We start from the raw sequence: 23590 nt of genomic DNA, 5'->3' as shown, positions 1-23590 counted from the left end.
AACTTATCAAACAGAGGATTTTATGAGCTTATTTGAAGCAAGTTTGATTATCTTATTACTGATTATTGCCAGTGCGATTATCTCGTCTTCAGAAATCTCTCTTGCCGGTGCAAGAAAGCTGAAATTACAGGCAATGATTAACGAGGGCGACCTCCGTGCCGAAAAAGTTTTAAAGCTCCAAGAACAGCCGGGACGTTTTATTACCGTGGTACAAATCGGTTTAAATATGGTCGCGATCCTTGGTGGTGTAGTCGGTGAAAGTGCAATCAACCCCTACTTCAGTGAATTACTTGCAAAATATACGCAAGCGGAATGGGTTGATAGTGCCGCTTCTTGGATTGCGTTTATCATTGTTACCTCGGCGTTTGTGCTTTTTGCAGATTTAATGCCGAAACGTTTGGCAATGACCTATCCGGAAAAAATTGCGGTGCGCACCATTGGTATTATGATGTTTTTTATCGCATTATTTAAACCGCTTGTGCTTTTTTTCGATTGGATTGCCAACACATTATTTAAATTATTTCACGTTTCTACCGTACGCCAAGACAACATGACTTCCGAAGATATTGTTGCGGTGGTTGATGCGGGAGCTAAAGCCGGTATTTTAAAAGCACAAGAGCATTACTTAATCGAAAATGTGTTTGAAATGCAGGAACGTCGTGTAACTTCTACTATGACTACACGCGAGCATATCGTATTTTTAAATCGCACCGATAATCGAGAAAAGGTGTTGGAAACACTGGGCGAAGATCCCTATTCCAAAGTGCTGATCTGTGATGACGGATTAGATAAAATTTTAGGTTATATCGAAACGCACGATCTACTTACCCAATATCTCAAAAACGATAACGTATCGCTAACAGATGCAAAACTACTGAAAAAATCGCTTTTTATTCCGGATACGTTATCACTTTACGAAGTATTAGAGCTATTTAAATCCGCCGGTGAAGATTTTGCCGTTATCGTAAACGAATACGCATTAGTGGTGGGGATTCTGACTCTCAATGACGTAATGAGTATCGTGATGGGTGAATTGGTTTCAACCGAAGAAGAACAGATTGTTCGCCGAGATGAAGATTCGTGGTTAATTGACGGTGCTACGCCGCTGGAAGACGTGATGAGAGCGTTAGAAATCGAAAGTTTCCCTAATGCGGAAAACTACGAAACTATCGGCGGTTTTATGATGTATATGCTACGTAAAATTCCGAAGAAAACCGATTTTGTCCTTTATGATCAATACAAATTTGAAATTATTGATACCGAAAATTTTAAAATCGACCAATTAATGGTTTCTTTCCGCAAAGATATCGCAAATTAGCATAGTGAAAAAGCTCTGACTTAATGATCTGCACCCCAAAAGTTGGACTAAACCGCCAACGGATTAAGGTGCAGATTTTTTTATGACTAAATACAATCAACATTTCAAACAGCAGGTAGTCGATTTTTACTTCACCCACCACGAGAATCTTTCCCTAACACTTCGCAAGTTTGAACTAAAAAGAGCAACGCTCTACCGCTGGATTGTTCAATTTCGCCATTCAGGCTCGAACGTTTTAGCCGTGTTGCATACCAAGCAAACTTACTCGCCGGAGTTCAAATGGCAGGTAATACAATCGGTCAAAAATGGCGAGTACTCTGCACGACAAGCCTGTCTTCGCTTTGGTATATCAAATTCCGGCGTCATCACTCAATGGTTGAAAGCAGTAGTGAAAGATAGTATAAAAGGGTTTGAACCCAAGCCAAAAGGACGAAAAACAATGACAAACAAACGCCCCTAAATACGCCCCAATACCTCCAAAACCAACCAATCGGCTCGAAGAATTAGAGCTTGAAAACTTACGTTTGCGTGCGGAGAATGCCTACCTAAAAAAGTTGGACGAGATAATTCGGGTGGAAGAAGAGCGGTTGCGGAAAGTGTCCAAGCGTTGAGAAAGGTATTTCCGCTAGAGATTTTGCTTCAACTAGCGGACTTACCTCGCAGTTTGTTCTTTTATCATTTGAGTCGAAAAAGTGATAAAAATGCAAAACTTTGCGAGAGAATTACCGCGATTTACCACAAACACCACAGGATTTACGGCTATCGGCGAGTGACGGCGGCGTTAAAAAATCAAGGCAAGATTGTCAATCACAAAAAAGTGCAGAAAATAATGCAACAGCTTGATTTAAAAGGGATATGTAATCGGAAGAAATATCGTTCCTATTGTGGTGAAGTGGGGAAAATCGCCCTAAATCACTTGGCAAGAAACTTCACGGCAACACGCCCAAACGAGAAATAGCTGACGGACGTAACCGAGTTCAAATGTGGCGAGGGTAAACTTTACTTGTCACCGATAAAAGAGCAATTTAACAACGAAATCATTAGTTACGACTTGAGCCGAATCCCAAATTTTCTCCAAACAGTGCGAATGTTGGAAGGGGCTATCGCCAAGTTGCCCAAAAGGGAGACACCGATTTTGCACTCAGACCAAGGCTGGCAATATCAGCAAGATTGGCTACCAAAACCTGCTAAACATCAATGGGATAGTGCAAAGTATGTCGAGAAAAGGAAATTGCCTCGATAATGGGGCTATGGAAAGTTTTTTTGCAAGACTCAAGACCGAATGTTACTACGGCAAGGCGTTCAAAACCTATGCCGAGCTAGAGCGGACAATTCACAGTTATATTGAGTATTACAATAATGCGAGAATCCAACTAAAATTAAAAGGACTGAGTCCAGTGCAATACCGTACTCAATCCTTGAAATAGTAGTCTAACTTTTTGGGGTCAGATCATTCCTGACTTCTTTTACGCTTATAACAGATTTAAAGAAGAGTCTAATTCTCGAAAACGATTAGACGTTTAATTGTTTTATATAGTTTCACAGGTTAATAATTATGATCGAAAAAACAGTAATAGAGTATTATCAATATACTTTCTTAAATGTGCATAAAAAATATGATTCATTATTTCAGAACAAAATAGAAAACACCAAACAGGAAATTCGAAGTCAAATAAAAGAAATTACCATTAATAACTTTAAAAATAGTTTTGATTCAACCGAATCTTGGGATTTTCTTAACTCAATTCTTCCTATGTTAGAAGAGAAAATGAAAAATATAATATCTAAGCACTCTATTCTTTATTGGTTTCATTTATATCGTAGAGTTGGAGTAGGAAGTATTACAAATGATGACGAATTCGTAAATCCAACAGTTTTAAGTCACATAAGATGTACGATAGAAACTGCTTTTTATAAATACGGGAAAATTGAATGCGGAATAGATATAGCCAAAGGAAGTGATATGAATCATAAAATGGTTTTAGGTGGCTTATTCTATAAAGATCTTAAGAAGAAAGGAGTAAGTAATAAACAAATAAAAGAGCTATATCATCGATATGAGAAAACATATATGTTAAAAAATTATTCACATAAAAATCATGAAGATATATATGTATTAGAATGTTATTCTTATTACTATTGGAAAATAATGGCAAAAATGAGGGCTGTAAGTAAAGGAGCAAAATTATACATAGATGAAAATGGAGAACCAAAAGAGATAAGAGACAATAGTTTAAACAGGTTGATTTTATCTTATGACAAAAGATCAGAAATACCTCAAACATACAGCTCATTTTCAAAAGGCATTATTAGTTATCATGATGTTAAAAATATAAATGAGGATATTATTTTTAGTTGCCACTACAATTACAATAGGGATGTATTCCCTGAACTTTTGAGTGATGATTTTGCACCCAATTTTCTTCCAAACCTGTTGAATATAAAGTCAATTTTATCTGCTGTTAACATTTTGAAAGAACCTTTCTTAAAAAAATATGGCTATACATTAGATTCATATTTGACAGTAATTCAATTACTTTCTTTTTATTATATATCCAATAGAGCAACTGACGATAATGATAATAGAGTCCATATGTATGGAACTTTACAAAGAGGGTATTTTATTACAGAAGAAGGAACAATTGATAACATGGTCAATACACTTAGTGATTATAATAATGACTTAAATAATAAATCGTATCAAATCCTATCTAAAAAGGATATAAAAACTATACTTTCTGATTTGACTCTTTCCAATTTTAAAAGGGAAAATATCTCACTTTGGTCATATGGTCCTTTACCTATATTAGTCACCTGTAATAATTTAATTTATTGTGATATAGGGCATTTGGAGTACATTCTATCCAATATATTTTTTGGATTGCGAGAAAATCATGCCGAAAGAGGAGGTTTGTTTGAAAAATATATAAAAGAAAAAGTGAAAGAAACTGGCGTTGAAATACTTGACATAAAATATATCAAAAATACTCAAAATGATAAATACAGGGAAACAGACATAGCTATCCGAATTAGAGATAACTTAATACTGTGTGACTGTAAAAGCATTGAGAAACCCATTGATTTTATAAAAGGCACACCAAAAACAGTAAATAAAAGAAATGAAATCATAAAAGAGAAAATTGATAGTATATTGTCTATAAAAGATTTTGTTGAAAAAAATAAACTTGAATTAAATCATGACTTAACTTGGGTTAAAAAATTTGTCTCTATCGGTATAACTGCCGATGTGGAATGGATTGACTCTGAAGATAGTAAATTATGGATAAATGATAACTATCCTATTCTTATGAGTGTTAAAGAGTTTTTTAATTTTATCGATAGTTTAAAAAATGATAAATTAAAGCTCGATGGTTATGAATTTATATAATTAAATCATGCTACGCTAAAAATCAAAAAAAAACAGCAAGACACTTGGCTATAAGTCACCTATCTTGCTGTTTGATTACCTTAGTTAAGACTAAAATCCAAAACTCCCCTCGCACCAGCACCTACGCCACCTCTGCTATCAGCACTCCCGCCTAAGCTGAAAATGGTGTCGTTGGTTGGAGCATATTTCACACCGACAGCAACTGCTCTTTCGCCACGATATGTACCAACACCTGCACCAACGGTAAATTTCTTACCTTGTACTGGCGAGATTTGCGTTAAAGCGATTGCACCAGCTACGCCCGCACAAGACTGTTGGCGGTCTTTCTTAACTAGGTTTTCAAGGCTATCAATACGGTGGCTATTGCGCTCGATATTTTGAGCATTTCGCTGAATATTTTGCGTATTGCGAGCCACATTAGCTGTTTGAGCTTGCACTATACGCTCTTCAAGCGAAGTCACTTTGTTGTTTACCGTGCCAACATTGGTTTTCACAATCTCAATGTTTTGGGCGTTAGTTTCAACTTTAACGGTTAAGTCCTCAGTCGCTTTCACCGCTACGCTTGCTTGACTTTCGGCAATTTTAGCCTTTTCGTTTACTTGTGTTGCCGTTTGCACTGATTTTTCTGCTAAAGTTCTGCCTCTGTTGCGGTTGTGGTTGTTTGGCGTGCATTGATTTCTGCATATTTCGCTGTGTTGTTAGCGATACTTGCTGTATCGAAAGCCGTTTGAGCCTGTTTATCTGCTTCACTTGCTTGTTTTTCTGCATTGTCTGCTTTGGTGTTTGCGTTTTTTGCTGTTATGTTAGCATTATCCGATACATTTTTCACCTCGCCTGCAACTGTGCTTGTTTTTAAAGCAATATTTTCTGTCGTTGTTGATTTCTCTACCGCACGAATAGCTTGCCTTAATGCCGCAGATTTAGTTAATACGGTTGCTTTAACGCAATATCCTTGCTAATTCAGAAGTCACAACAGATTGACCTAAACGGTTTTGCTTGGTTTTAAAGATTTTGTTCATAAAAATAACCTTATAACTTTGTTTAAGTGTGGTAATGATAACCAAAAATTTGCATTCTATCGTGGCAAAGTGGTAAAAATCGCCCCAAATCGTTTAGCAAGAAACTTCACTGCAACACAGCCAAACGAGAAATAGCTGACGGATGTGACCGAGTTCAAGTGTGGCGAGGGCAAGCTCTATTTGTCACCGATAAAAGACCAATTTAACAACGAAATCATCAGTTACGACTTGAGTCGAAGCCCAAGCTTCCTCCAAACGGTGCGAATGTTGGAAGGGGTAATCGCCAAATTGCCGAAGGGGGCGACACCGATTTTGCACTCTGACCAAGGGTGGCAATATCAACAAATTTGTTACCAGAACCTGTTAAAAAACAATGGGATAGTGCAAAGTATGGCGAGAAAAGGGAATTGCCTTGATAAAAGGGCGATGGAGAGTTTTTTCAAGCGATGAAAACCGAATGCTACTACGGAAGGGAGTTTAAAACCTATGTGGAATTGGAACTGACGATTCGTGATTACATCGACTATTACAATAATGAACGAATTCAACTAAAACTGAAAGGATTGAGTCCAGTGCAATACCGTACTCAATCCCTTAAATAATAGTCTAACTTTTTGGGGTCAGATCATAAGCGGTCTTTTTTATTACCAATGATGACGATGTCTGTGATAACCGTAACCAATGCCAATGCTTGGATAAATCACTGGCTCTCTTACAACCTGTCTGACTACTTTCGGACGCTTATCGCTTTGATTAAGCGGCTCATCTGGTTCAATCTGCTGAGCAACACGTTGCTTTTGTTTTTCCGAAACGGTATTCCCACTTGCCACACGTTGTTGATACTCTGCAACTGCTTGCATATCCATTGGTACTGTACTCTGTTGTACCGGTGTAGAACAGGCTGTTACGACCAAAGGCAATGCCAATAAAACTAATTTTTTCATTACTATTTCCTTTTTGTAAAAATAAGTGAACATTAGACTACTTATCTGTCTTTTTTATCCCTACGCTTACGCATTTTTTCTAATATTATACGCATAAAATAGGGCATTTTCTTTATCGGCTTAATGAGAATTTCATCTGCTAACGGTTGCTGTTCTAACGCTAAATACATATTCAATACCGTATATACATCAACATTATGCTGATTCTTAAAGAAATTCATCAATCGATACTTTTCGGTTTTCATCTGTAAAGCATTTGCAATATTTTGATATTTTTCAACCGCTTGCAAACTAATATTCACATTACTTATTATAATTAAAATCGGCATTTGCAAATACGTTTCTGCAAACTGCCAAGCCAATGCTAATTTATGTTCTGCCAATACTTTGGCGGCTTGGAATCTTTCTTTCGTCCAAATATATTCGCCGTTTTCATATAAAAATTGATCGTTTTCAATATGAAAAACTTTACCTCTCGGGAAATCTTGCTTAAATTCCACTATTTTTTGCTTAGCAAACGTTGATTTTCCCGCTCCGGAATGCCCTCGAATAATGATTAATTTTCGCATTATATAAAAAAGGACGCCAGAAGGCGTCCTAATCTCTATTCTTTAAAATTAAAGAGCAGATTTTGCTTTTTCAACTAAAGTCGCGAATGCAACTTTATCGAATACAGCGATGTCAGCTAAAATCTTACGGTCGATTTCAACAGAAGCTTTTTTCAAGCCATTGATGAATTTGCTGTAAGATAAACCGTTTTGACGTCTTCATTGTTGATACGTGCAATCCATAATTGACGGAATTGACGTTTACGTTGACGACGGTCACGGTAAGCATATTGACCAGCTTTAATTACAGCTTGGAACGCAACGCGATAAACACGTGAACGCGCACCATAATAACCTTTAGCGACCTTAAGAACTTTCTTATGGCGTGCTCTTGCAATAACACCACGTTTTACACGAGCCATTATTAAATCTCCTAATGTATATAATTAACTAAAATTCACTAAAGTACGTTTTAACTTGACTCAACGCTTATGCGTATGGTAAGCACGCTACTACTAATACTTGGTCTGCTTTCGCTACCATTGATTTGTGGCGTAAGTGACGTTTACGTTTAGTGGTTTTCTTAGTCAAAATATGACGTAAGTGAGATTGTTTACGTTTGAAACCGCCTGAAGCTGTTTTCTTGAAACGCTTAGCAACACCACGTACTGTTTTAATTTTAGGCATTGTTTTATAAACTCCGCATTGTTTTACATAATACACAATAATTAGGCGAAAAATGCAATTATCACTAATCATATTTCTACTTGGAAAGCACTAATTATCTCGAAAGAGCGTTACCGCTCATAAGCTTTGCGACTTAAAAAGCAAATCAGGTCGCGAAATGTGCCTGTAGATCGCTTTTGTTTCTCTTTTTTACAAAAGAGAAAACGGACGGATTTTATAGGAACCGCCCGTTTTATGCAAGAATAAATTATTTTTTCTTCGGTGCAATAACCATTACCGCTTGGCGACCTTCAAGTTTACCCGGTGCTGATTCAACTACTGCCACTTCAGCCGTATCTGCTTTAACACGATCTAAAACGTCTAAACCGATATCTTGGTGAGCCATTTCACGACCACGGAAACGAACGGTAATTTTAACTTTATCGCCGTCTTCTAAGAAACGTAAAATGTTTGCGTAACTTAATTTGATAATCGCCATCGTCTGTACCCGGACGGAATTTAATTTCCTTAATTTGTACGACTTTCTGCTTTTTCTTTTGCTCTTTCGCGACTTTTTCTTTTTCGTAGATGAACTTACCGTAGTTCATAATACGACAAACCGGCGGTTCTGCATTAGGGCTGATTTCAACTAAATCTAATTCAGCTTCTTCCGCTCTCGCCAAAGCATCTTGAATTGATACGATACCAACTTGTTCGCCATTTTCATCAGTTAGGCGAACTTCCTTCACGCCACGAATTTCATCATTAAGACGATGTGCGCGATTTGACTGAACACGTTTTACAGGTTTAATAGTATTATTCCTTCTTGTAATTGTAAGTTTTACTCTGAAATCGACTGCTGAGCAGAAGATTAAAATCTCTCAAGTCCTTCAATTGAAATTAATTGAAACACAAACGTCCGGATTCTAAAAGATATTGCCAAGTTATGCAATAGCGAACGAAAAAATAATCAATATTAAGCGTAATAATCACAGAAATTATCTGTTAGAAAGTTAACTCTGTCGTAAAACGAAAATTTCTACCCGGTGCATAAAATCGTCTAAAGCCAGCACCAGTATTATGATCAATTCTATTAATCGTACCTAAAGGACGAATCGAACGTGCAGAATCCCAAGTAATATATCTCTGATTTAGCATATTATAGACGCCGAATGTTATCGTGAGATTTTTCAAAGGCTTACTATAAGCAATCATATCTAACACCGTGTAATGTTTATTACGCCAAGGAATATAACTATCTTTTACACGCTCACCTTTAACCAGAAAATCGGAATCTTTACTCTGATTTTCCCAATACATATTGTAGGTATCTGCCGCTTTCTTAGCTGAAACATCCGTAAGAAAAAAATCAACGCCGTATTTATCATCTAATCCGGAATACCCCAAAGAATATACAGATGTTGTCGGTTGAATAACATTCATTGGGCGATGGCCATTTATACGTCCTTTTTGATGTGTCAATTTATACCCCAAATGAAAACCTTGTAATGCTTGATAAAAATCGCCTAATGAAAAACGAGAATTGATTTCAAAGCCTTGAACTCGGGCATAATCTAAATTTTGATTTTGGTAAAATGGATATTTTATCGCACTACCGATATCAACAAATTTTTCGCCCATAAACACCAAATCAATAAAATCTTTATAATCAGTTCGGAATAAATTAAATGTTAAAAAACTTTGGTCTTTATACCACGTCATCGCAACTTCTTTCGTCTTTGCAACTTCTTTATTTAAACGCGTATTCGGACTAATCGAAAAACTCGGATGCTTGAAGGTCATATAAATTTCATCTGACGTCGGTGCTCTAAATCCATTTGAATATTTAAATTGTAAACGTAACCAATCTGTCGGATCTAAATTTACCCCTAAGCTATAAGAATGATGTTTATAAGACTTATTCTGTAAGAGATGAGATAAATTTTGTTGCAAATTCTGATTCATACATTCCGTGTTATAACCACAATCCGCATTAGGTCCATAAGCATTTCCCGGCAATGGCACAAAAATACCGGCAATCATACCTTTTGGTACTGGGATTTTATCGTCATACGCTGGTTTCTGCTTTTCTCTGTCATAACGATAATTCAGATCAAATCCTAGCCAATCCGTTATCTTGACATTATCCCCAAAATGAAAAGTCTGATTTTGGTTGTTTACCGGTAATAAATAGCTATAACGTCCATTTATTTTATAACGATATTCCCCCGTACAGTTACCAGTTGTCGCCCACTGATCAGGACGAGGTGTATAAGTTACCGGATAATCGTTATTTGATTCGCCACAAAAGAAATCATTCGCCCACCATTGTATATTGCCGCCGATATAACCATCTTTATTCAACATATTTTTCTTGGTTTGGCTATAAACTCCGCCATATTTCACACTATGTTCAAAGCCCCATAAAGAAAATGCTTTGTCAAAATCTAAATTAATTTGCCGTGTATCCGTATTTAAATCCCTATCGTTATAATCATTACGGCTGTATCCTGCAGAATGAGGTAAAACAAAAAAGAGTTCTTCTTCTGTTGTCAACCAACCGTATTTCAGACCTGTTTGAGGAATCACTGAACCATATTTCTTACCATTAATCGTCTCAATCTTGAGTGTTCTATCAACGAAAGTATATTTATCCTCATATTCTTTATCTTTTTTCAAAAATACACGGTAAGGTTTCGAACAATCTTGCTTACTACAATCAATATAAATATTATTAACTCGATATTCTCTATAATCGCCAAGCGAACTGAGTTTATTTCCCGAGGCATCAAAATACACACTCTCAGTCGACCAACCTTGAGTTTCGCCTTTACCGCTAATTGCTTGTCCATTACCGTCAACGATCATATTAACGCCATCTTTATTTTCAAAATGGAGTCGCTTAGGATTTGCGACTTGTTTACATTTTGAGGAAAAACAATATTCATCCGTACGAGCATTATTCGTAATTTTTTGTGATGAAAATGATATTTTGGCATAATCCCATAACGATGTAGGTACAAAGTTTTCATAGGTAAACTGAATATTTTTTCGGTTGGATTTATCATTCGTTAAACGTTCTCCATAACGTTCGTCTTTTGAATATTGTGTAGGTCTTAATGTATAGGATAGATCTTTCCCTTTTGAAGCTAACTTAGAGGAATCATAAACCACACCGAAACGATGATTTTCATTCGGTTGATATGCTAATTTGACTAGCGTACTTTCACGCTTAATATGATAAGGATCGGTTTTCTCTCTTGCTTTCCCTACAAGCTGATCGTCCTCATTTTTATAGCTAAAATTTTCTGTTTCATGCCCATTACGCTTAGTATGTACCACTAAAGCATCAATCCCCTTATATCTACCTGCCGCCGTCATTGAGTACATATCTTGGTTATTCATACTTTGATAACCTTTTTTCATACTCAAATAGTAATCTTTATTAATCAAATAATCTCGAGCATCTTTGGTTTCAAACAGTACCGAACCACCTAATGCACCACTCCCTGATTTAATTGAATCAGCCCCTTTTGTGATGGTTGCCATTTTCGTATTTTCTATTTCGATACCATTTCTCGTATTATTAAAATTTCCATATCCTTCAAATAATTCTTTAAATCCTTGCGAAGATAACGTTTCTGCCTGACGCAGACCATCAATCATTATCCCTACTCGATTTTCATCCACACCACGAATCGCAAAACCGCTATTTCCAAAACGTCCATTTTCGACTACAGTGACGCCGGTTTCATAGCGAACTAAATCTTTACCGTCCGCCACCTGTCGCTTTTTAATGGTTTTAGCAGAGATCTTTGTTTCTCCCACTTTTTTCTCTCGAATATTTATTTCAGTTTCCCCAATGACATCTATCATATCTAACTGTTCCGATACCGAAGCATGGGCTTCCGCTTGAAATAAGAGCGTAATAGAACTGCATAATAAGATTTGTTTATTTATTTTTCTCATATATGAATCTCCTTTTAATAAGAATGATTCTTAATTATATTTATTTTACCTAAAAACACAAACCTAAATTTACAATAAATAACATAACAATACGCTCAAAAATAAATATTCCACAGACATAAATAATCTAACAGGATTTTAGCTTTTGATAGATATAAAAAAAGCGGTCAAATTTGACCGCCCTTTTACAAATAATGAAATTACTCTTCGCCTAATAATTTAAGTTCACGAGCTTTCACTTGGTTTTTAAGGATTTCAACAAATTCTTCAATCGTGAATGTGCCTAAATCTGCACCTTTACGGGTACGTACCGATACTTTGCCTGCTTCGATTTCTTTATCGCCGCACACAAGCATATAAGGTACTCGACGTAAGGTGTGTTCACGTACTTTAAAGCCGACTTTTTCATTACGTAAGTCTGATTTCGCACGGATACCCGCATCCGATAATGCTTTCGTTACTTTCTGTACATAGTCCGCTTGGCTATCGGTAATGTTCATTACCACCGCTTGAGTCGGTGCTAACCACGTTGGGAAGAAGCCAGCGTATTCTTCGGTAATAATACCGATAAAGCGTTCGATAGAACCTAAAATCGCACGGTGAATCATAACCGGTGTACGGCGACCGTTATCTTCCGCCACATAAGACGCATCTAAACGACCCGGTAATGCGAAGTCTAATTGAATTGTACCGCATTGCCATTCACGATCTAAACAGTCACGTAATGCAAACTCAATTTTCGGACCGTAGAATGCGCCTTCGCCTTCTTGGATTTCATAGCTTAAACCGTTTGCCGTTAAAGCTTTTGCTAAGCCGTCTTCTGCACGATCCCACATCACATCATCACCGATACGGTTTTCAGGACGGGTTGAAAGTTTCACTTGAATGTTGCTGAAACCAAAAGTGCTGTAAATGTCGTAAACCATACGGATACAGCTGGTTACTTCGCTTTCAATTTGATCTTCGGTACAGAAAATATGTGCATCATCTTGAGTAAAACCACGTACACGCATTAAGCCATGTAATGAACCAGATGGCTCGTTACGGTGGCATGAACCGAATTCCGCCATACGGATTGGTAAGTCACGGTATGATTTTAAACCTTGATTGAAGATTTGAACGTGCCCCGGGCAGTTCATCGGTTTGATTGCATATTCACGGTTTTCAGATTGCGTAGTGAACATTAAATCCGCATAATTTTGCCAGTGACCAGTACGCTCCCAAAGCACTCTGTCCATCATAAACGGACCTTTTACTTCTTGGTAATCGTACTCTTTTAATTTAGTACGTACGAAAGTTTCGAGCTCACGGAAAATCGTCCAACCGTCATTGTGCCAGAACACCATACCCGGTGCTTCTTCTTGCATATGGTATAAATCTAACGCTTTACCGATACGGCGGTGGTCACGTTTTGCGCCTTCTTCTAAACGAGTTAAGTATTCCGCTAATTGTTTTTTATCTGCCCAAGCAGTGCCGTAAATACGTTGCAACATTTTGTTTTTACTGTCGCCACGCCAGTATGCGCCTGCAACTTTTTGTAATTTGAAATGGTGGCAGAAACGCATATTTGGTACGTGCGGACCACGACACATATCAATATATTCTTCGTGATGATATAACGCAGGCGTTGCAGTGCGTTCGATATTTTCATCTAAGATCGCCATTTTGTACGGTTCGCCACGTTTTTCAAACGTATCACGCGCTTCTTGCCAGCTCACGCGTTTTTTCACCACGTCATAGTTGGTTTTAGCCAGCTCAAGCATACGCTTTTCAATCGCATCTAAATCTTCTTGTGTGAGCGAGCGATCTAAATCCACATCATAATAGAAGCCATTGTCGATTGTTGGACCAATCGCCATTTTTACATCTGGGAATAATTGTTTGATCGCATGACCTAATAAGTGTGCACATGAGTGACGAATGATCTCTAAACCGTCTTCATCTTTTGCGGTAATAATTTCAAGTGAGCTATCTTCAGAAATGATGTCACACGCATCACGGCGTTCGCCGTTTACACGACCGGCAATCGTGGCTTTCGCTAAGCCTGCACCGATTGATTGTGCAACTTCCATTACAGAAACGGGATTATCGAATTGGCGTTGTGAGCCGTCTGGTAAAGTGATAATAGGCATTTTTATATCCTTGTTACAGTGGTCACCCATACGAGAGGTGACTTGTTGATTAAAAAATAAAAACCGCTGACAAGCGGTCTGATTTGAATCTTTTTTGACAATTTGGTTTTACATCACCCCAACCTTGGGTGAATAGTAAAACGAGTAGATTCTATCACAAAATGCAAATAAGCGGTCAGATTCCTACAAAATTTTGCAAAAATCTGACCGCTTGATCTTTAAATGATTATGATATTCTTATTTTGGATATACTGGTAAACGTTGGCAAATTGCTAATACTTTTGCTTTCGTTTCCGTAATCACTTGTTCATGATTATCTTTGCCGATACTGTCTAAAACGTCACACATCCAACCGGCAAGTTCACGCACATCATTTTCGTTAAAACCACGACGAGTCACTGAAGGTGTACCGACACGAATCCCTGAAGTAACAAACGGCTTTTGTGGATCATTCGGCACCGAGTTTTTATTCACTGTGATATTTGCCTGACCCAATGCCGCATCCGTCGCTTTACCGGTTAAACCTTGTTTAACAAAGCTCACCAGGAAAAGATGGTTTTCCGTACCATTTGAAATTACTTCATAACCGCGTTGTTTGAATACTTCCACCATCGCTTTTGCATTTTTCACAACATTTTGCTGATAGATTTTATATTCCGGTTCAAGAGCTTCTTTAAAACAAACCGCTTTCGCCGCAATAATATGTACTAATGGACCGCCTTGTCCTGCTGGGAATACCGCTGATTGCAGTTTTTTATAAATGTCTTCATCTCCACAAGCAGAAAGAATTAATCCGCCACGAGGACCGCCTAAGGTTTTATGTGTGGTAGTTGTCACAACGTGAGCATGTGGAAGTGGATTCGGATAAACGCCAGCGGCAATTAAACCCGCTACGTGGGCCATATCTACAAATAAATAAGCTCCCACTTCATCGGCGATCTTACGCATTTTAGCCCAATCGATTACTTGAGAATAAGCCGAAAAACCTGCAACGATCATTTTCGGTTTACATTCTAATGCTTTTTGACGAACATCTTCATAATCAATTAAACCTTCATCTGTAATCCCGTATTGTACCGCATTATAAATTTTACCGGAGAAACTTACTGATGCGCCATGTGTTAAGTGTCCGCCATGTGCAAGGCTCATACCTAAAATCGTATCATGTGGCTGTAATAATGCCATATATACCGCCGCATTAGCTTGTGAGCCAGAATGAGGCTGTACGTTTACATAATCCGCACCGAATAATTGTTTTGCACGATCAATCGCTAATTGCTCAACAATGTCTGCATATTCACAACCACCGTAATAACGCTTACCCGGATAGCCTTCTGCATATTTATTAGTAAATTGTGAGCCTTGTGCTTCCATTACTCGCGGACTTGCATAGTTTTCAGATGCAATCAATTCAATATGCTCTTCCTGACGACGATTTTCGCCTTCAATCGCCGCCCATAACTCAGCGTCATAACTTTTGATGTTCATATTTGTGCTAAACATTGGTGCTTTCCTCTCTTTAGTTTAGTTAGAAATGCGATATTTTTGCCTACGCAAACGTTTGCTTTGAAAATTTAGTCGCATTTTACACACTTATTACCTATTCGGATAGTCTTTTTTTAGACTAAAATAATTTGCTCGACCAACCTAATTTTGAACCTAGTACCGTAAAATAATTGTAATCACTTAAATGTAATAAATGTAAAGTATCCGGACTTTTCGTCACAATAATACGATCTTCTGGTGTAAACGGCAGATCATATTGTCCATCACAACTCACCTCTAAGCTTGGTTGGTTATATTGGGCAAAGCGTAATGAAATCTGACTATCGCCATCAATCACTAACGGACGGGAAGAAAGCGTATGAGGGTGCATTGGAACAAGTGCGATTGCATTCATATTCGGTGTTAAAATCGGTCCACCAGCAGACAGTGAGTAAGCGGTTGAGCCGGTCGGTGTACTAATAATTAATCCGTCCGAACGTTGTGAGAATGCAAATTTTCCATCAATGTAAACTTCAAATTCAATAATACGAGCCACCTGAGTTGGGTGAACAACCACTTCATTGAGGGCATTATTAGAAGCGATAATCTTACCGTTTCGTTCAATACGAGCCTCTAACAAGAAACGTTCTTCAATCACAAATTCACCTCTCTCAATACAATTATAAAGCTGTTCAAAAGTAGAATGAGGGGCAATATCTGTCAAAAAGCCAAGATTTCCCCGATTAATACCTATTAACGGCACTTTATATTTTGCCAATTGACGAGCCATACCAAGCATATTGCCGTCACCACCAATCACAATAACCAAATTAGCTTGTTTGCCAATCTCATCTAAACTCTTTCCGTCAGGTAAACTAAGTTGATGGGCAATGTTTTTTTCGACTAACACCTCATAACGACGATCCTTTAGCCAATTATATACCGCCAAATGCGTTTCTAATGCAATATCATGGCGAGGCTTACCAACAATCGCAATACATTTAAAAAATCGTTTTTCTGATTTCATACGCTTTACTCATAAAATAAGAACGATAGGATTCTATCCTTTTTTAAGGTTTGAAGATATGCAAAAATAGCGTTAATCATCAAGTAAATGCCTATGATTACACATAAAGACACTCAACATTATCACTCACCCCAAAAATAGCTTGCTTCAAGGCAATATAAAGAATAAAAAAAGCGGTCTGCTTTTGAATTTTTATACAAAAACAAACCGCTTTTCTAAAATAAGAAAATGAATATATTAAGCAAAATCTTGTAATTCAGGGTTGATTGGTGTTTCGGCAATGTTATTTACGTAGTTACATAATGTCGCTAAGCTCACGCCTAAAATCACATCAATCGCATTTTGTTGGTTATAGCCGGCGACAAAAAACTCATTTAATTGTGCTTCCGTTAATTTTGCTTTCTGTAGCATTACCGCAAGCGTGAAGCGAGCTAATGTATCTAATTTCGGATCTGAAATACGTGCGGTTGCACGAATTTGATCAACAATTTCTTTTGGTGCATTTAATGCTTTTAAAGAAATTTTAGTATGACCGGCAACACAGAATCCACAACCGTTTACTACTGCCGCCGTAATTTGTACTACTTCACGTTCAAGCGGTGTTAAGCTATTACGGCCGTTAATGCCACCTACCGTACGATAAGTTTCTAACGCAGTTGGAGCATTAGCTAATACACCGATTAAATTTGGAATAAAACCGTTGGCTTGTTGTACTGCTTTTAATGCTTCTTGTCTTGCTTCCGGTGCAGTTTCAATCGTATGAATTTGAAATTTTGACATATTATAAGTTCCTTATAGAGAGTAATCTATTTTGTTGAATAATAAAGGTTAAACTCCCTTAAATGCAAAGATTTTTTAACATTTTATGCATATAAATACCTATTTTATATAATAAAATGTTATGTAATAAATTTAGAAAAGGACAGACGCTAATGAAAAATAAACAGATTTACCTTGCATCAAATAGCCCGCGTCGCTGGGAATTGTTACAAAATTTAGGCTTGGATTTGCTTCGTTTATCGAGTGAAATTGATGAATCGCCGCAAATTGGGGAAAAAGCAGATGAATACTGCTTACGGATTGCGAAACAAAAGAACCAAGCGGCACAAGCGGTCAGAATGGCGGAAAATCTTGCAGAACACCCGATCTTGACGGCGGATACGACTGTTTCAGTTGACGGCAAAATTCTCGGTAAACCGAAAGACGAGCAAGATGCTTTTATAATGCTGAAAATGTTATCGGGCAGAACACACCAAGTATTTACCGCTGTTTGCATTAGTTATCAAGGTAAGCAAATTGAATGTCTGCATACTAGTGAAGTGAGTTTTAGATCATTAAGTGATGCTGAAATTTATGCTTATATTGCAACCGATGAGCCGATGGATAAAGCCGGTGCTTATGGTATTCAGCAATTTGGAGGAGTGTTTGTTGAGCGATTATCAGGCAGTTTTACTGGAGTGATGGGATTACCAGTATTTGAAACCGCAGAATTATTAAAGCAGTTTGATTTGCAAATTTTTAAAAGAATTAGACCGCTTGTCTGCCTTATTACCGGCTTACAAGCGGTCTTTTTGTGGATTAAATGGCTAATTCAAATGCGTAGAAAGCCACTAACGCAATCGCAATGATTACCGTACCGACGTTGAGTTTTTTAAATTCGCCCGAAATAATACGACCGATCACTAACGCCGCAAAGCCAAGCATAATACCGGTGACGATATTAGCAGTTAATACGATAAATACCGCACACACCAAGCCTGACATTGCACCGACAAAATCATCGAAGTCTAGTTTTGATACATTACTTAACATTAATAAACCGACGTACATTAATGCTGGTGCCGTTGCATAACCCGGTACTAAAAACGCAAGCGGTTGGAAAAATAACATTAATAAGAAACCGATACCGACAACGACTGCGGTTAAACCGGTTTTACCGCCCACCGCCGTACCTGCCGCTGATTCAATATAAACCGCCGCTGGGGCAGTACCGAATAATCCTGAAAGTACAGAACCTAATGAGTCTGACGTTAAGGCTTTATCACCGTTAATAATTTGACCGTCTTGATCTAATAAATTCGCTTGACCCGCTACCGCACGAATTGTACCGGTTGCGTCAAAGATAGCAGTCATCACCAATGCAAATACAACAGGTAAAATTGCAGTATTTAATGCACCCATCACATCAAGATTTAAGAATTGAGAATTTTCTCCGAAGCTAGGCATTTTGAAGAAGCCGGCATATTTTACGTTCGGATCAAACACTAAGCTGATGATTGTGATCGCAATAATCACCCATAAAATGTCGCCTTTAACTTTTAAACGCTCTAAACCGATAATTGCCGCTAAGCCAAGTAATGCCATAATGACTGGGAATGAGGTAAAATCACCCATTTTTACCGGTAAACCCGCTTGATTGCCAACCACTAAGCCCACGCCGTTCGCGGCGATTAACAGTAAAAATAAACCGATACCGATACCAGCACCGTGTGCAATGCTTGCCGGTAGGTTACGTAAAATCCACGCACGGATCCCAGTTACCGAAATAAGAGTAAATAATATCCCCATTAAGAAAATTGCACCGAGTGCAACCGGAATTGAGATTCCTTGACCAAGCACTAAACTGAATGCGGTAAATGCGGTTAAAGAAATCGCACAGCCAATCGCCATTGGTGCATTTGCCCATAAGCCGATTAGAATTGAACCTAAACCCGACACTAAACAGGTTGCGATAAATACCGATTCAGCCGGAAAACCTGCTTGGCTTAACATACCCGGTACGACAATCACCGAATACACCATTGCTAAGAATGTGGTTAAGCCCGCAATAATTTCTTGGCGGGTATTGGTGCCACGTTCTTCAAACTTAAACAAAGACATAAAATGAAAACCTCAAATAACGAAATAAAAATTTTAAGGGGCGAATTTTACAGAAGTCGGACGCAATAAGCAAACGGTTGCATAAATCGAAATAAATAAGCGGTATGATTTTTTTAAAATTTACAAATCTCTTTTAAAAAAAAAGACTTCACAAAAGTTCTGTGAAGTCCGTGTATTCTGTGGTTGCAAGTTGCAAAATTTGCTAGCCTATTTTTAGGCTTATCTCCAAATATAAGAAAGGACAGATTATTAATTCTGCCCTTTTCATATTTATCTACTAGCGATCAATAAATGCTTGATCTGCACCTTCTTTTTCTACAACTGGTTTCACCATATGTTCACGGTTTAAACCAAGTTGTAGTGCCACACCAATCGCAATATAAATCGATGAATAAGTACCGAAACCGATACCAATTAATAATGCAAGAGAGAAGCTGTGAATTGTTGGGCCACCAAACCAAAATAATGCAACTACCACAAATAGTGTAGTAACGGATGTCATTAATGTTCTTGATAAGGTTTGACTTAATGAAATATCAATCACTTCTTTTGAGGTTACACGACGAATTTTACTAAAATTCTCACGTACACGGTCAAATACAACGATAGAGTCATTCAATGAATAACCTACCACAGAAAGAATTGCCGCCACAAAAGTTAAATCAATCTCAATCTGTAAGAATGAGAAAATACCGATAGTCACTAACACATCGTGGAATAACGCGAGTACACCGCCAATCGCTAAACGAATTTCAAAACGTGTACCAACATAAAGCAATAACATACCAAGTGTCGCAAGCGTTGCCCAAATTGCACCTTGAGTTAGCTCTTCCCCTACATTAGGACCTACAAATTCCACGCTTTTAATCGTTGCACCAGCATCAAGATCTTTGTGTACCAAAGCCATAATCTTGTTACCTAATGACATATCACCGGCAGAGGCTGGTAAACGGATCATTAGCTCTTTTTGGCTACCAGTTGTTTGTACTAACGCATTACCATAACCGTTTTGTTCCAATAAACCACGAACTTTACCTAAATCGGCAGGTTGTGAGAATGACGTTTCAATTACCGTACCACCGGTAAAATCTAAGCCCCAGTTAAAGCCTTTGGTAACGATAGAGAAAATACATAATGCAGTAACGATTAATGAAAATACGAAACCGACATAACGATATTTCATAAATGGAATGAGCTTATACGGCAGTTTGATTTCTGACGCATCTTTTTCTTTTTGCATAATTGCCATTTATTCCACCTTAAATCCAAAGTTTTTTCACACGTTTATTACCACCATATACCCAGTTAACAAGCATACGTGTACCGGTAATTGCGGTAAACATTGAGATAATTACCCCTAAAGCAAGGGTAATCGCAAAGCCTTTTACCGGACCTGTCCCCACCGCATATAACACTAAAGAGGTTAATACCGTCGTCAAGTTTGAGTCGAAGATTGAAGTAAATGCACCGTTATAACCTTCGTGAATGGCTTGTTGTGCCGAGCGACCATTACGTAATTCTTCTTTGATACGCTCATAAATTAATACGTTCGCATCAACTGACATACCGACTGCAAGTACAATACCAGCGATCCCTGGCATAGTAAGTGTTGCACCAATTAATGACATCAAACCGATAGTTAACACCATATTTACTGTTAATGCTGCCATAGACAAATAGCCCAAACACTTTATAATAAATTAAACAGAATAAAATGGTTAACACCAAGCCATACATCCCGGCTTCCATACCTTTAGCAACATTATCCGCACCTAATGAAGCACCAATAGTACGTTCTTCTACGATGACAATTGGTGCAATTAATGCACCTGAACGTAAAAGCACCGCTAGGTTTTGTGCTTCAGCCGGTGAATTGATACCGGTAATTTGGAATTGGCTACCAAGACGTGAGTTAATGGTTGCCACATTAATCACTTCTTCGTGTTTTTCTAAAATCACTTTACCATTTGCATCTTTACGACCGGAGTCTTTAAACTCGCTATAAAGTGTCGCCATCGGTTTACCGACCGCACTCTTCGTGATTTCAGACATCATATTACCGCCTTCCGCATCAAGATTAATGCTTACTTGCGGTAAACCACGTTCATCTTTACCTGATGTCGCATCAATAATATGTTCACCACCTAAAGACGGTTTACGGCGTAATACTACAGCTCCGCCATCACGGCTGAATTTTAATTCTGAATCGGCAGGTACAATACCTCGAGCGGCAGATTCAGGACTCGCTTCCGCATTAACTAAGCGGAACTCTAAAGTCGCTGTAGCCCCTAAAAGTTCTTTAGCACGTGCAGTATCTTGCACACCCGGTAATTCAACCACGATACGATCAGCACCTTGGCGTTGAATAGTCGGTTCTGATACACCTAATTCTTCAACACGTTTGCGTAAAATAGACAAGTTTTGTTCGATAGCTGTATCACGAGATGTCGCTAATCCTGCTTCTGATGGGCTAAATGAAACTTCTGTCGGTGTCAGGAAATTCGCTTCTAATGTCGTATGTACACGGCGTACGTAACGAGATGCTTTATCTGCCGTATCGCTATCGGCAAATTCAACGATAGTGGCAAAATTCTCACCTTTTTTAACCGCTTTATATTGAAGTTTTTCTTTACGAAACTCTGAACGTAAACTATCTTGCAAGTTTTCTTGCTGTTTAGCCAACGCCGTATTCATATCCACTTCCATTAAGAAACGGACACCACCACGTAAGTCTAGACCTCGCTTCATCGGGTGCCGCCGATATCGGTTAACCAGCTCGGCGTTGCCGGTGCAAGATTTAATGCAACAGAAAATTTATCGCCTAATACTTCGGAAATTTTTTCTTTGGCAGGAAGTTGTTCATCATCATTTTGTAAACGCACTAAAATCGAGCCGTTCTCAAGAACGGCTGATTTTGGGGTGATATTCATTGATGACAAAGTTCCCTGAACCTGAGCGAGCGTATCGCTCGTAGCGACTTGACCTCTTGTACCAGAAATTTGTACTGAGGGGTCTTCGCCATATAGATTAGGAAGAGCGTATAAGCCACCGATGAGAATCACACAGACAATCATCAGATTCTTCCATAATGGGAAACGATTTAACACAATTAGTCCCCTAATATTATAGGAAAATTAAGAAAGGGCTTTCATTTGACCTTTAGGTAATACCGCAACAACATAGTTACGAGAAATAACAACTTCAGTTGTATCGTTTAAGGCAATAACGATATTTTCGTTTTCCGCACTTACTTTGGTAATACGACCGATTAAACCACCATTTGTTAATACTTCATCGCCTTTTGCAAGGTTAGAAAGTAAATCACGTTGTTGTTTTTGGCGTTTCGCTTGTGGACGATAAATCATAAAGTAAAAAATAAGACCGAAAACCGCTAAAATTACGATCATTTCTAATCCGCCACCTTGTTGCATAAAAGCTCCTTAAAATCAATAAGTTAGTGTTTAAAAGATAAAATTTCCGCATACACGGAAAAATTGGTGATTAAAATAGCATAAAATCACACATTTCACGAGAAGAAAATTTTAATGCGATATGCTTACTTTTACAGTAGTATTGCAATATTGTAACTATTTTTCATAATTCAATTCATTAAAGGAAAAAAGAATGAAAAAAATCACTCAATTAGCAATCATTTCTGGATTGTTTTTAGCTAATACAGCTTTTGCACATAATGTTCAACTGAATGTAGCATTACCATCAGTAAGCGTAGCTAAAGATGGAGAAATCCTTAATAAAGGTAAAGAGATTTCTTATAAGTCATGGTCAAGCAATAGCCTTATCGGGAAAGTTCGAGTTGTACATCATTTCGCTGGTAGAAGTTCAGCAAAAGAAAAAAACGAAGCATTAATTAATGCGATTAAAGCGACAAATTTTGACCGTAGCAAATATCAAACAACATCTATTATTAATGCGGATGATGCTATTGTTGCCACCGGCTCATTTGTTAAAAGCAGTGCGGAAGACGGCAAACGAGAAAATCCACATAGCCAAGTGGTGCTAGATCAAAGCAGTAGCGTCAAAAATGCTTGGGGACTTAAAGCAAAAGACAGTTTTGTGGTCGTGCTAGATAAAAACGGAAAGGTTCAGTTTGTTGCGGAAGGAAAATTATCTTCAGCACAGATTCAACAAGCCATTGACTTAATCAAAACGCTAATTGCTCAATAAATGTTAAAAAGACGAAGTTAATCACTTCG

The 23590-nt window shown here is 37.9% G+C and carries 17 protein-coding genes and 6 pseudogenes; 6 read left to right on the top strand and 17 right to left on the bottom strand.

Annotation, left to right across the window (positions count from 1 at the left end; translation table 11 throughout):
• Window positions 1-22 precede the first annotated feature (22 nt).
• The 3 genes and pseudogenes from paeA (at window position 23) to NYR89_RS01925 (ending at window position 4706) form a co-directional block, all read left to right on the top strand.
• A complete protein-coding gene (gene paeA, locus NYR89_RS01935) occupies window positions 23-1318 on the top strand; it encodes a polyamine export protein PaeA (protein WP_279446116.1) in 1296 nt (431 codons plus the stop codon).
• Window positions 1319-1400: 82 nt separating this feature from the next.
• A pseudogene (locus NYR89_RS01930) lies at window positions 1401-2745 on the top strand (IS3 family transposase).
• Between the two features lie 128 nt (window positions 2746-2873).
• On the top strand, window positions 2874-4706 hold the full coding sequence (locus tag NYR89_RS01925) for a hypothetical protein (protein ID WP_279446115.1): 1833 nt from the start codon (window positions 2874-2876) through the stop codon (window positions 4704-4706).
• 80 nt (window positions 4707-4786) lie between these two features.
• Here NYR89_RS01925 and NYR89_RS01920 read toward each other — a convergent pair whose 3' ends face one another.
• The gene (locus NYR89_RS01920) at window positions 4787-5323 is read right to left on the bottom strand and encodes a YadA C-terminal domain-containing protein (RefSeq protein WP_279446114.1); all 537 of its coding nucleotides are present in this window, start codon (window positions 5321-5323) and stop codon (window positions 4787-4789) included.
• Between the two features lie 11 nt (window positions 5324-5334).
• A complete protein-coding gene (locus NYR89_RS01915) occupies window positions 5335-5535 on the bottom strand; it encodes a hypothetical protein (protein WP_279446113.1) in 201 nt (66 codons plus the stop codon).
• 232 nt (window positions 5536-5767) lie between these two features.
• Here NYR89_RS01915 and NYR89_RS01910 point away from each other — a divergent pair.
• Window positions 5768-6327 (top strand): annotated as a pseudogene (locus NYR89_RS01910) (IS3 family transposase); the annotation flags it as partial.
• Between the two features lie 42 nt (window positions 6328-6369).
• Here the strand turns inward: NYR89_RS01910 and NYR89_RS01905 are convergent.
• The 11 genes and pseudogenes from NYR89_RS01905 to NYR89_RS01855 form a co-directional block, all read right to left on the bottom strand.
• The gene (locus tag NYR89_RS01905; protein ID WP_279446112.1) at window positions 6370-6669 is read right to left on the bottom strand and encodes a hypothetical protein; all 300 of its coding nucleotides are present in this window, start codon (window positions 6667-6669) and stop codon (window positions 6370-6372) included.
• 41 nt (window positions 6670-6710) lie between these two features.
• Window positions 6711-7238 carry a recombinase RecA gene (locus NYR89_RS01900; RefSeq protein ID WP_341536363.1) on the bottom strand — a complete coding sequence of 176 codons (528 nt, stop codon included), beginning with the start codon at window positions 7236-7238 and terminating at the stop codon, window positions 6711-6713.
• Window positions 7239-7286: 48 nt separating this feature from the next.
• Window positions 7287-7639, bottom strand: a pseudogene (gene rplT, locus NYR89_RS01895) (50S ribosomal protein L20).
• A gap of 67 nt (window positions 7640-7706) precedes the next feature.
• A complete protein-coding gene (rpmI, locus tag NYR89_RS01890; protein WP_279446110.1) occupies window positions 7707-7904 on the bottom strand; it encodes a 50S ribosomal protein L35 in 198 nt (65 codons plus the stop codon).
• A gap of 247 nt (window positions 7905-8151) precedes the next feature.
• A pseudogene (gene infC, locus NYR89_RS01885) lies at window positions 8152-8403 on the bottom strand (translation initiation factor IF-3); the annotation flags it as partial.
• Window positions 8324-8632 (bottom strand): translation initiation factor IF-3, encoded by a 309-nt coding sequence (infC, locus tag NYR89_RS01880; RefSeq protein ID WP_279446109.1) that lies wholly within the window; start codon window positions 8630-8632, stop codon window positions 8324-8326. The pseudogene infC (NYR89_RS01885) and the gene infC (NYR89_RS01880), both read right to left, overlap by 80 nt.
• A 256-nt stretch (window positions 8633-8888) precedes the next feature.
• Complete coding sequence (locus NYR89_RS01875) at window positions 8889-11852, bottom strand: TonB-dependent receptor domain-containing protein (protein ID WP_279446108.1); 2964 nt, start codon at window positions 11850-11852, stop codon at window positions 8889-8891.
• Window positions 11853-12052: 200 nt separating this feature from the next.
• The gene (gene thrS, locus NYR89_RS01870) at window positions 12053-13984 is read right to left on the bottom strand and encodes a threonine--tRNA ligase (RefSeq protein ID WP_279446107.1); all 1932 of its coding nucleotides are present in this window, start codon (window positions 13982-13984) and stop codon (window positions 12053-12055) included.
• Window positions 13985-14221: 237 nt separating this feature from the next.
• Window positions 14222-15487 (bottom strand): serine hydroxymethyltransferase, encoded by a 1266-nt coding sequence (gene glyA, locus NYR89_RS01865; RefSeq protein WP_279446106.1) that lies wholly within the window; start codon window positions 15485-15487, stop codon window positions 14222-14224.
• 121 nt (window positions 15488-15608) lie between these two features.
• Window positions 15609-16496, bottom strand: a complete 888-nt coding sequence (locus NYR89_RS01860) for an NAD(+) kinase (protein ID WP_279446105.1) — start codon at window positions 16494-16496, stop codon at window positions 15609-15611.
• A gap of 237 nt (window positions 16497-16733) precedes the next feature.
• Entirely contained in the window at window positions 16734-17276 is a 543-nt protein-coding gene (locus tag NYR89_RS01855) for a carboxymuconolactone decarboxylase family protein (RefSeq protein WP_279446104.1), read from the bottom strand.
• 152 nt (window positions 17277-17428) lie between these two features.
• Here NYR89_RS01855 and NYR89_RS01850 point away from each other — a divergent pair.
• Window positions 17429-18016 (top strand): annotated as a pseudogene (locus tag NYR89_RS01850) (Maf family protein); the annotation flags it as partial.
• 58 nt (window positions 18017-18074) lie between these two features.
• On the opposite strand, the gene NYR89_RS01845 reads toward NYR89_RS01850, so the two are convergent.
• The 4 genes and pseudogenes from NYR89_RS01845 to yajC all read right to left on the bottom strand — a co-directional run bounded on the left by NYR89_RS01845 (window position 18075) and on the right by yajC (window position 22807).
• Window positions 18075-19376 (bottom strand): NCS2 family permease, encoded by a 1302-nt coding sequence (locus NYR89_RS01845; protein ID WP_279446103.1) that lies wholly within the window; start codon window positions 19374-19376, stop codon window positions 18075-18077.
• A 277-nt stretch (window positions 19377-19653) separates the two neighbouring features.
• Entirely contained in the window at window positions 19654-20625 is a 972-nt protein-coding gene (gene secF / locus NYR89_RS01840; RefSeq protein WP_279446102.1) for a protein translocase subunit SecF, read from the bottom strand.
• A gap of 10 nt (window positions 20626-20635) precedes the next feature.
• Window positions 20636-22483 (bottom strand): annotated as a pseudogene (gene secD, locus NYR89_RS01835) (protein translocase subunit SecD).
• A 27-nt stretch (window positions 22484-22510) separates the two neighbouring features.
• Window positions 22511-22807 (bottom strand): preprotein translocase subunit YajC, encoded by a 297-nt coding sequence (gene yajC / locus NYR89_RS01830; RefSeq protein WP_005597904.1) that lies wholly within the window; start codon window positions 22805-22807, stop codon window positions 22511-22513.
• A gap of 193 nt (window positions 22808-23000) precedes the next feature.
• Between yajC and NYR89_RS01825 the strand changes: the two genes are divergently transcribed.
• On the top strand, window positions 23001-23561 hold the full coding sequence (locus NYR89_RS01825; protein ID WP_279446101.1) for a YtfJ family protein: 561 nt from the start codon (window positions 23001-23003) through the stop codon (window positions 23559-23561).
• The last annotated feature ends 29 nt before the right edge of the window (window positions 23562-23590 follow it).

The sequence above is a fragment of the Actinobacillus arthritidis genome (genome assembly GCF_029774155.1).
Taxonomy (GTDB): Bacteria; Pseudomonadota; Gammaproteobacteria; order Enterobacterales; family Pasteurellaceae; genus Actinobacillus; species Actinobacillus arthritidis.
The sequence above is the reverse complement of the archived record's forward strand: the minus strand, read 5'-3'. Positions and strand labels throughout refer to the sequence as shown.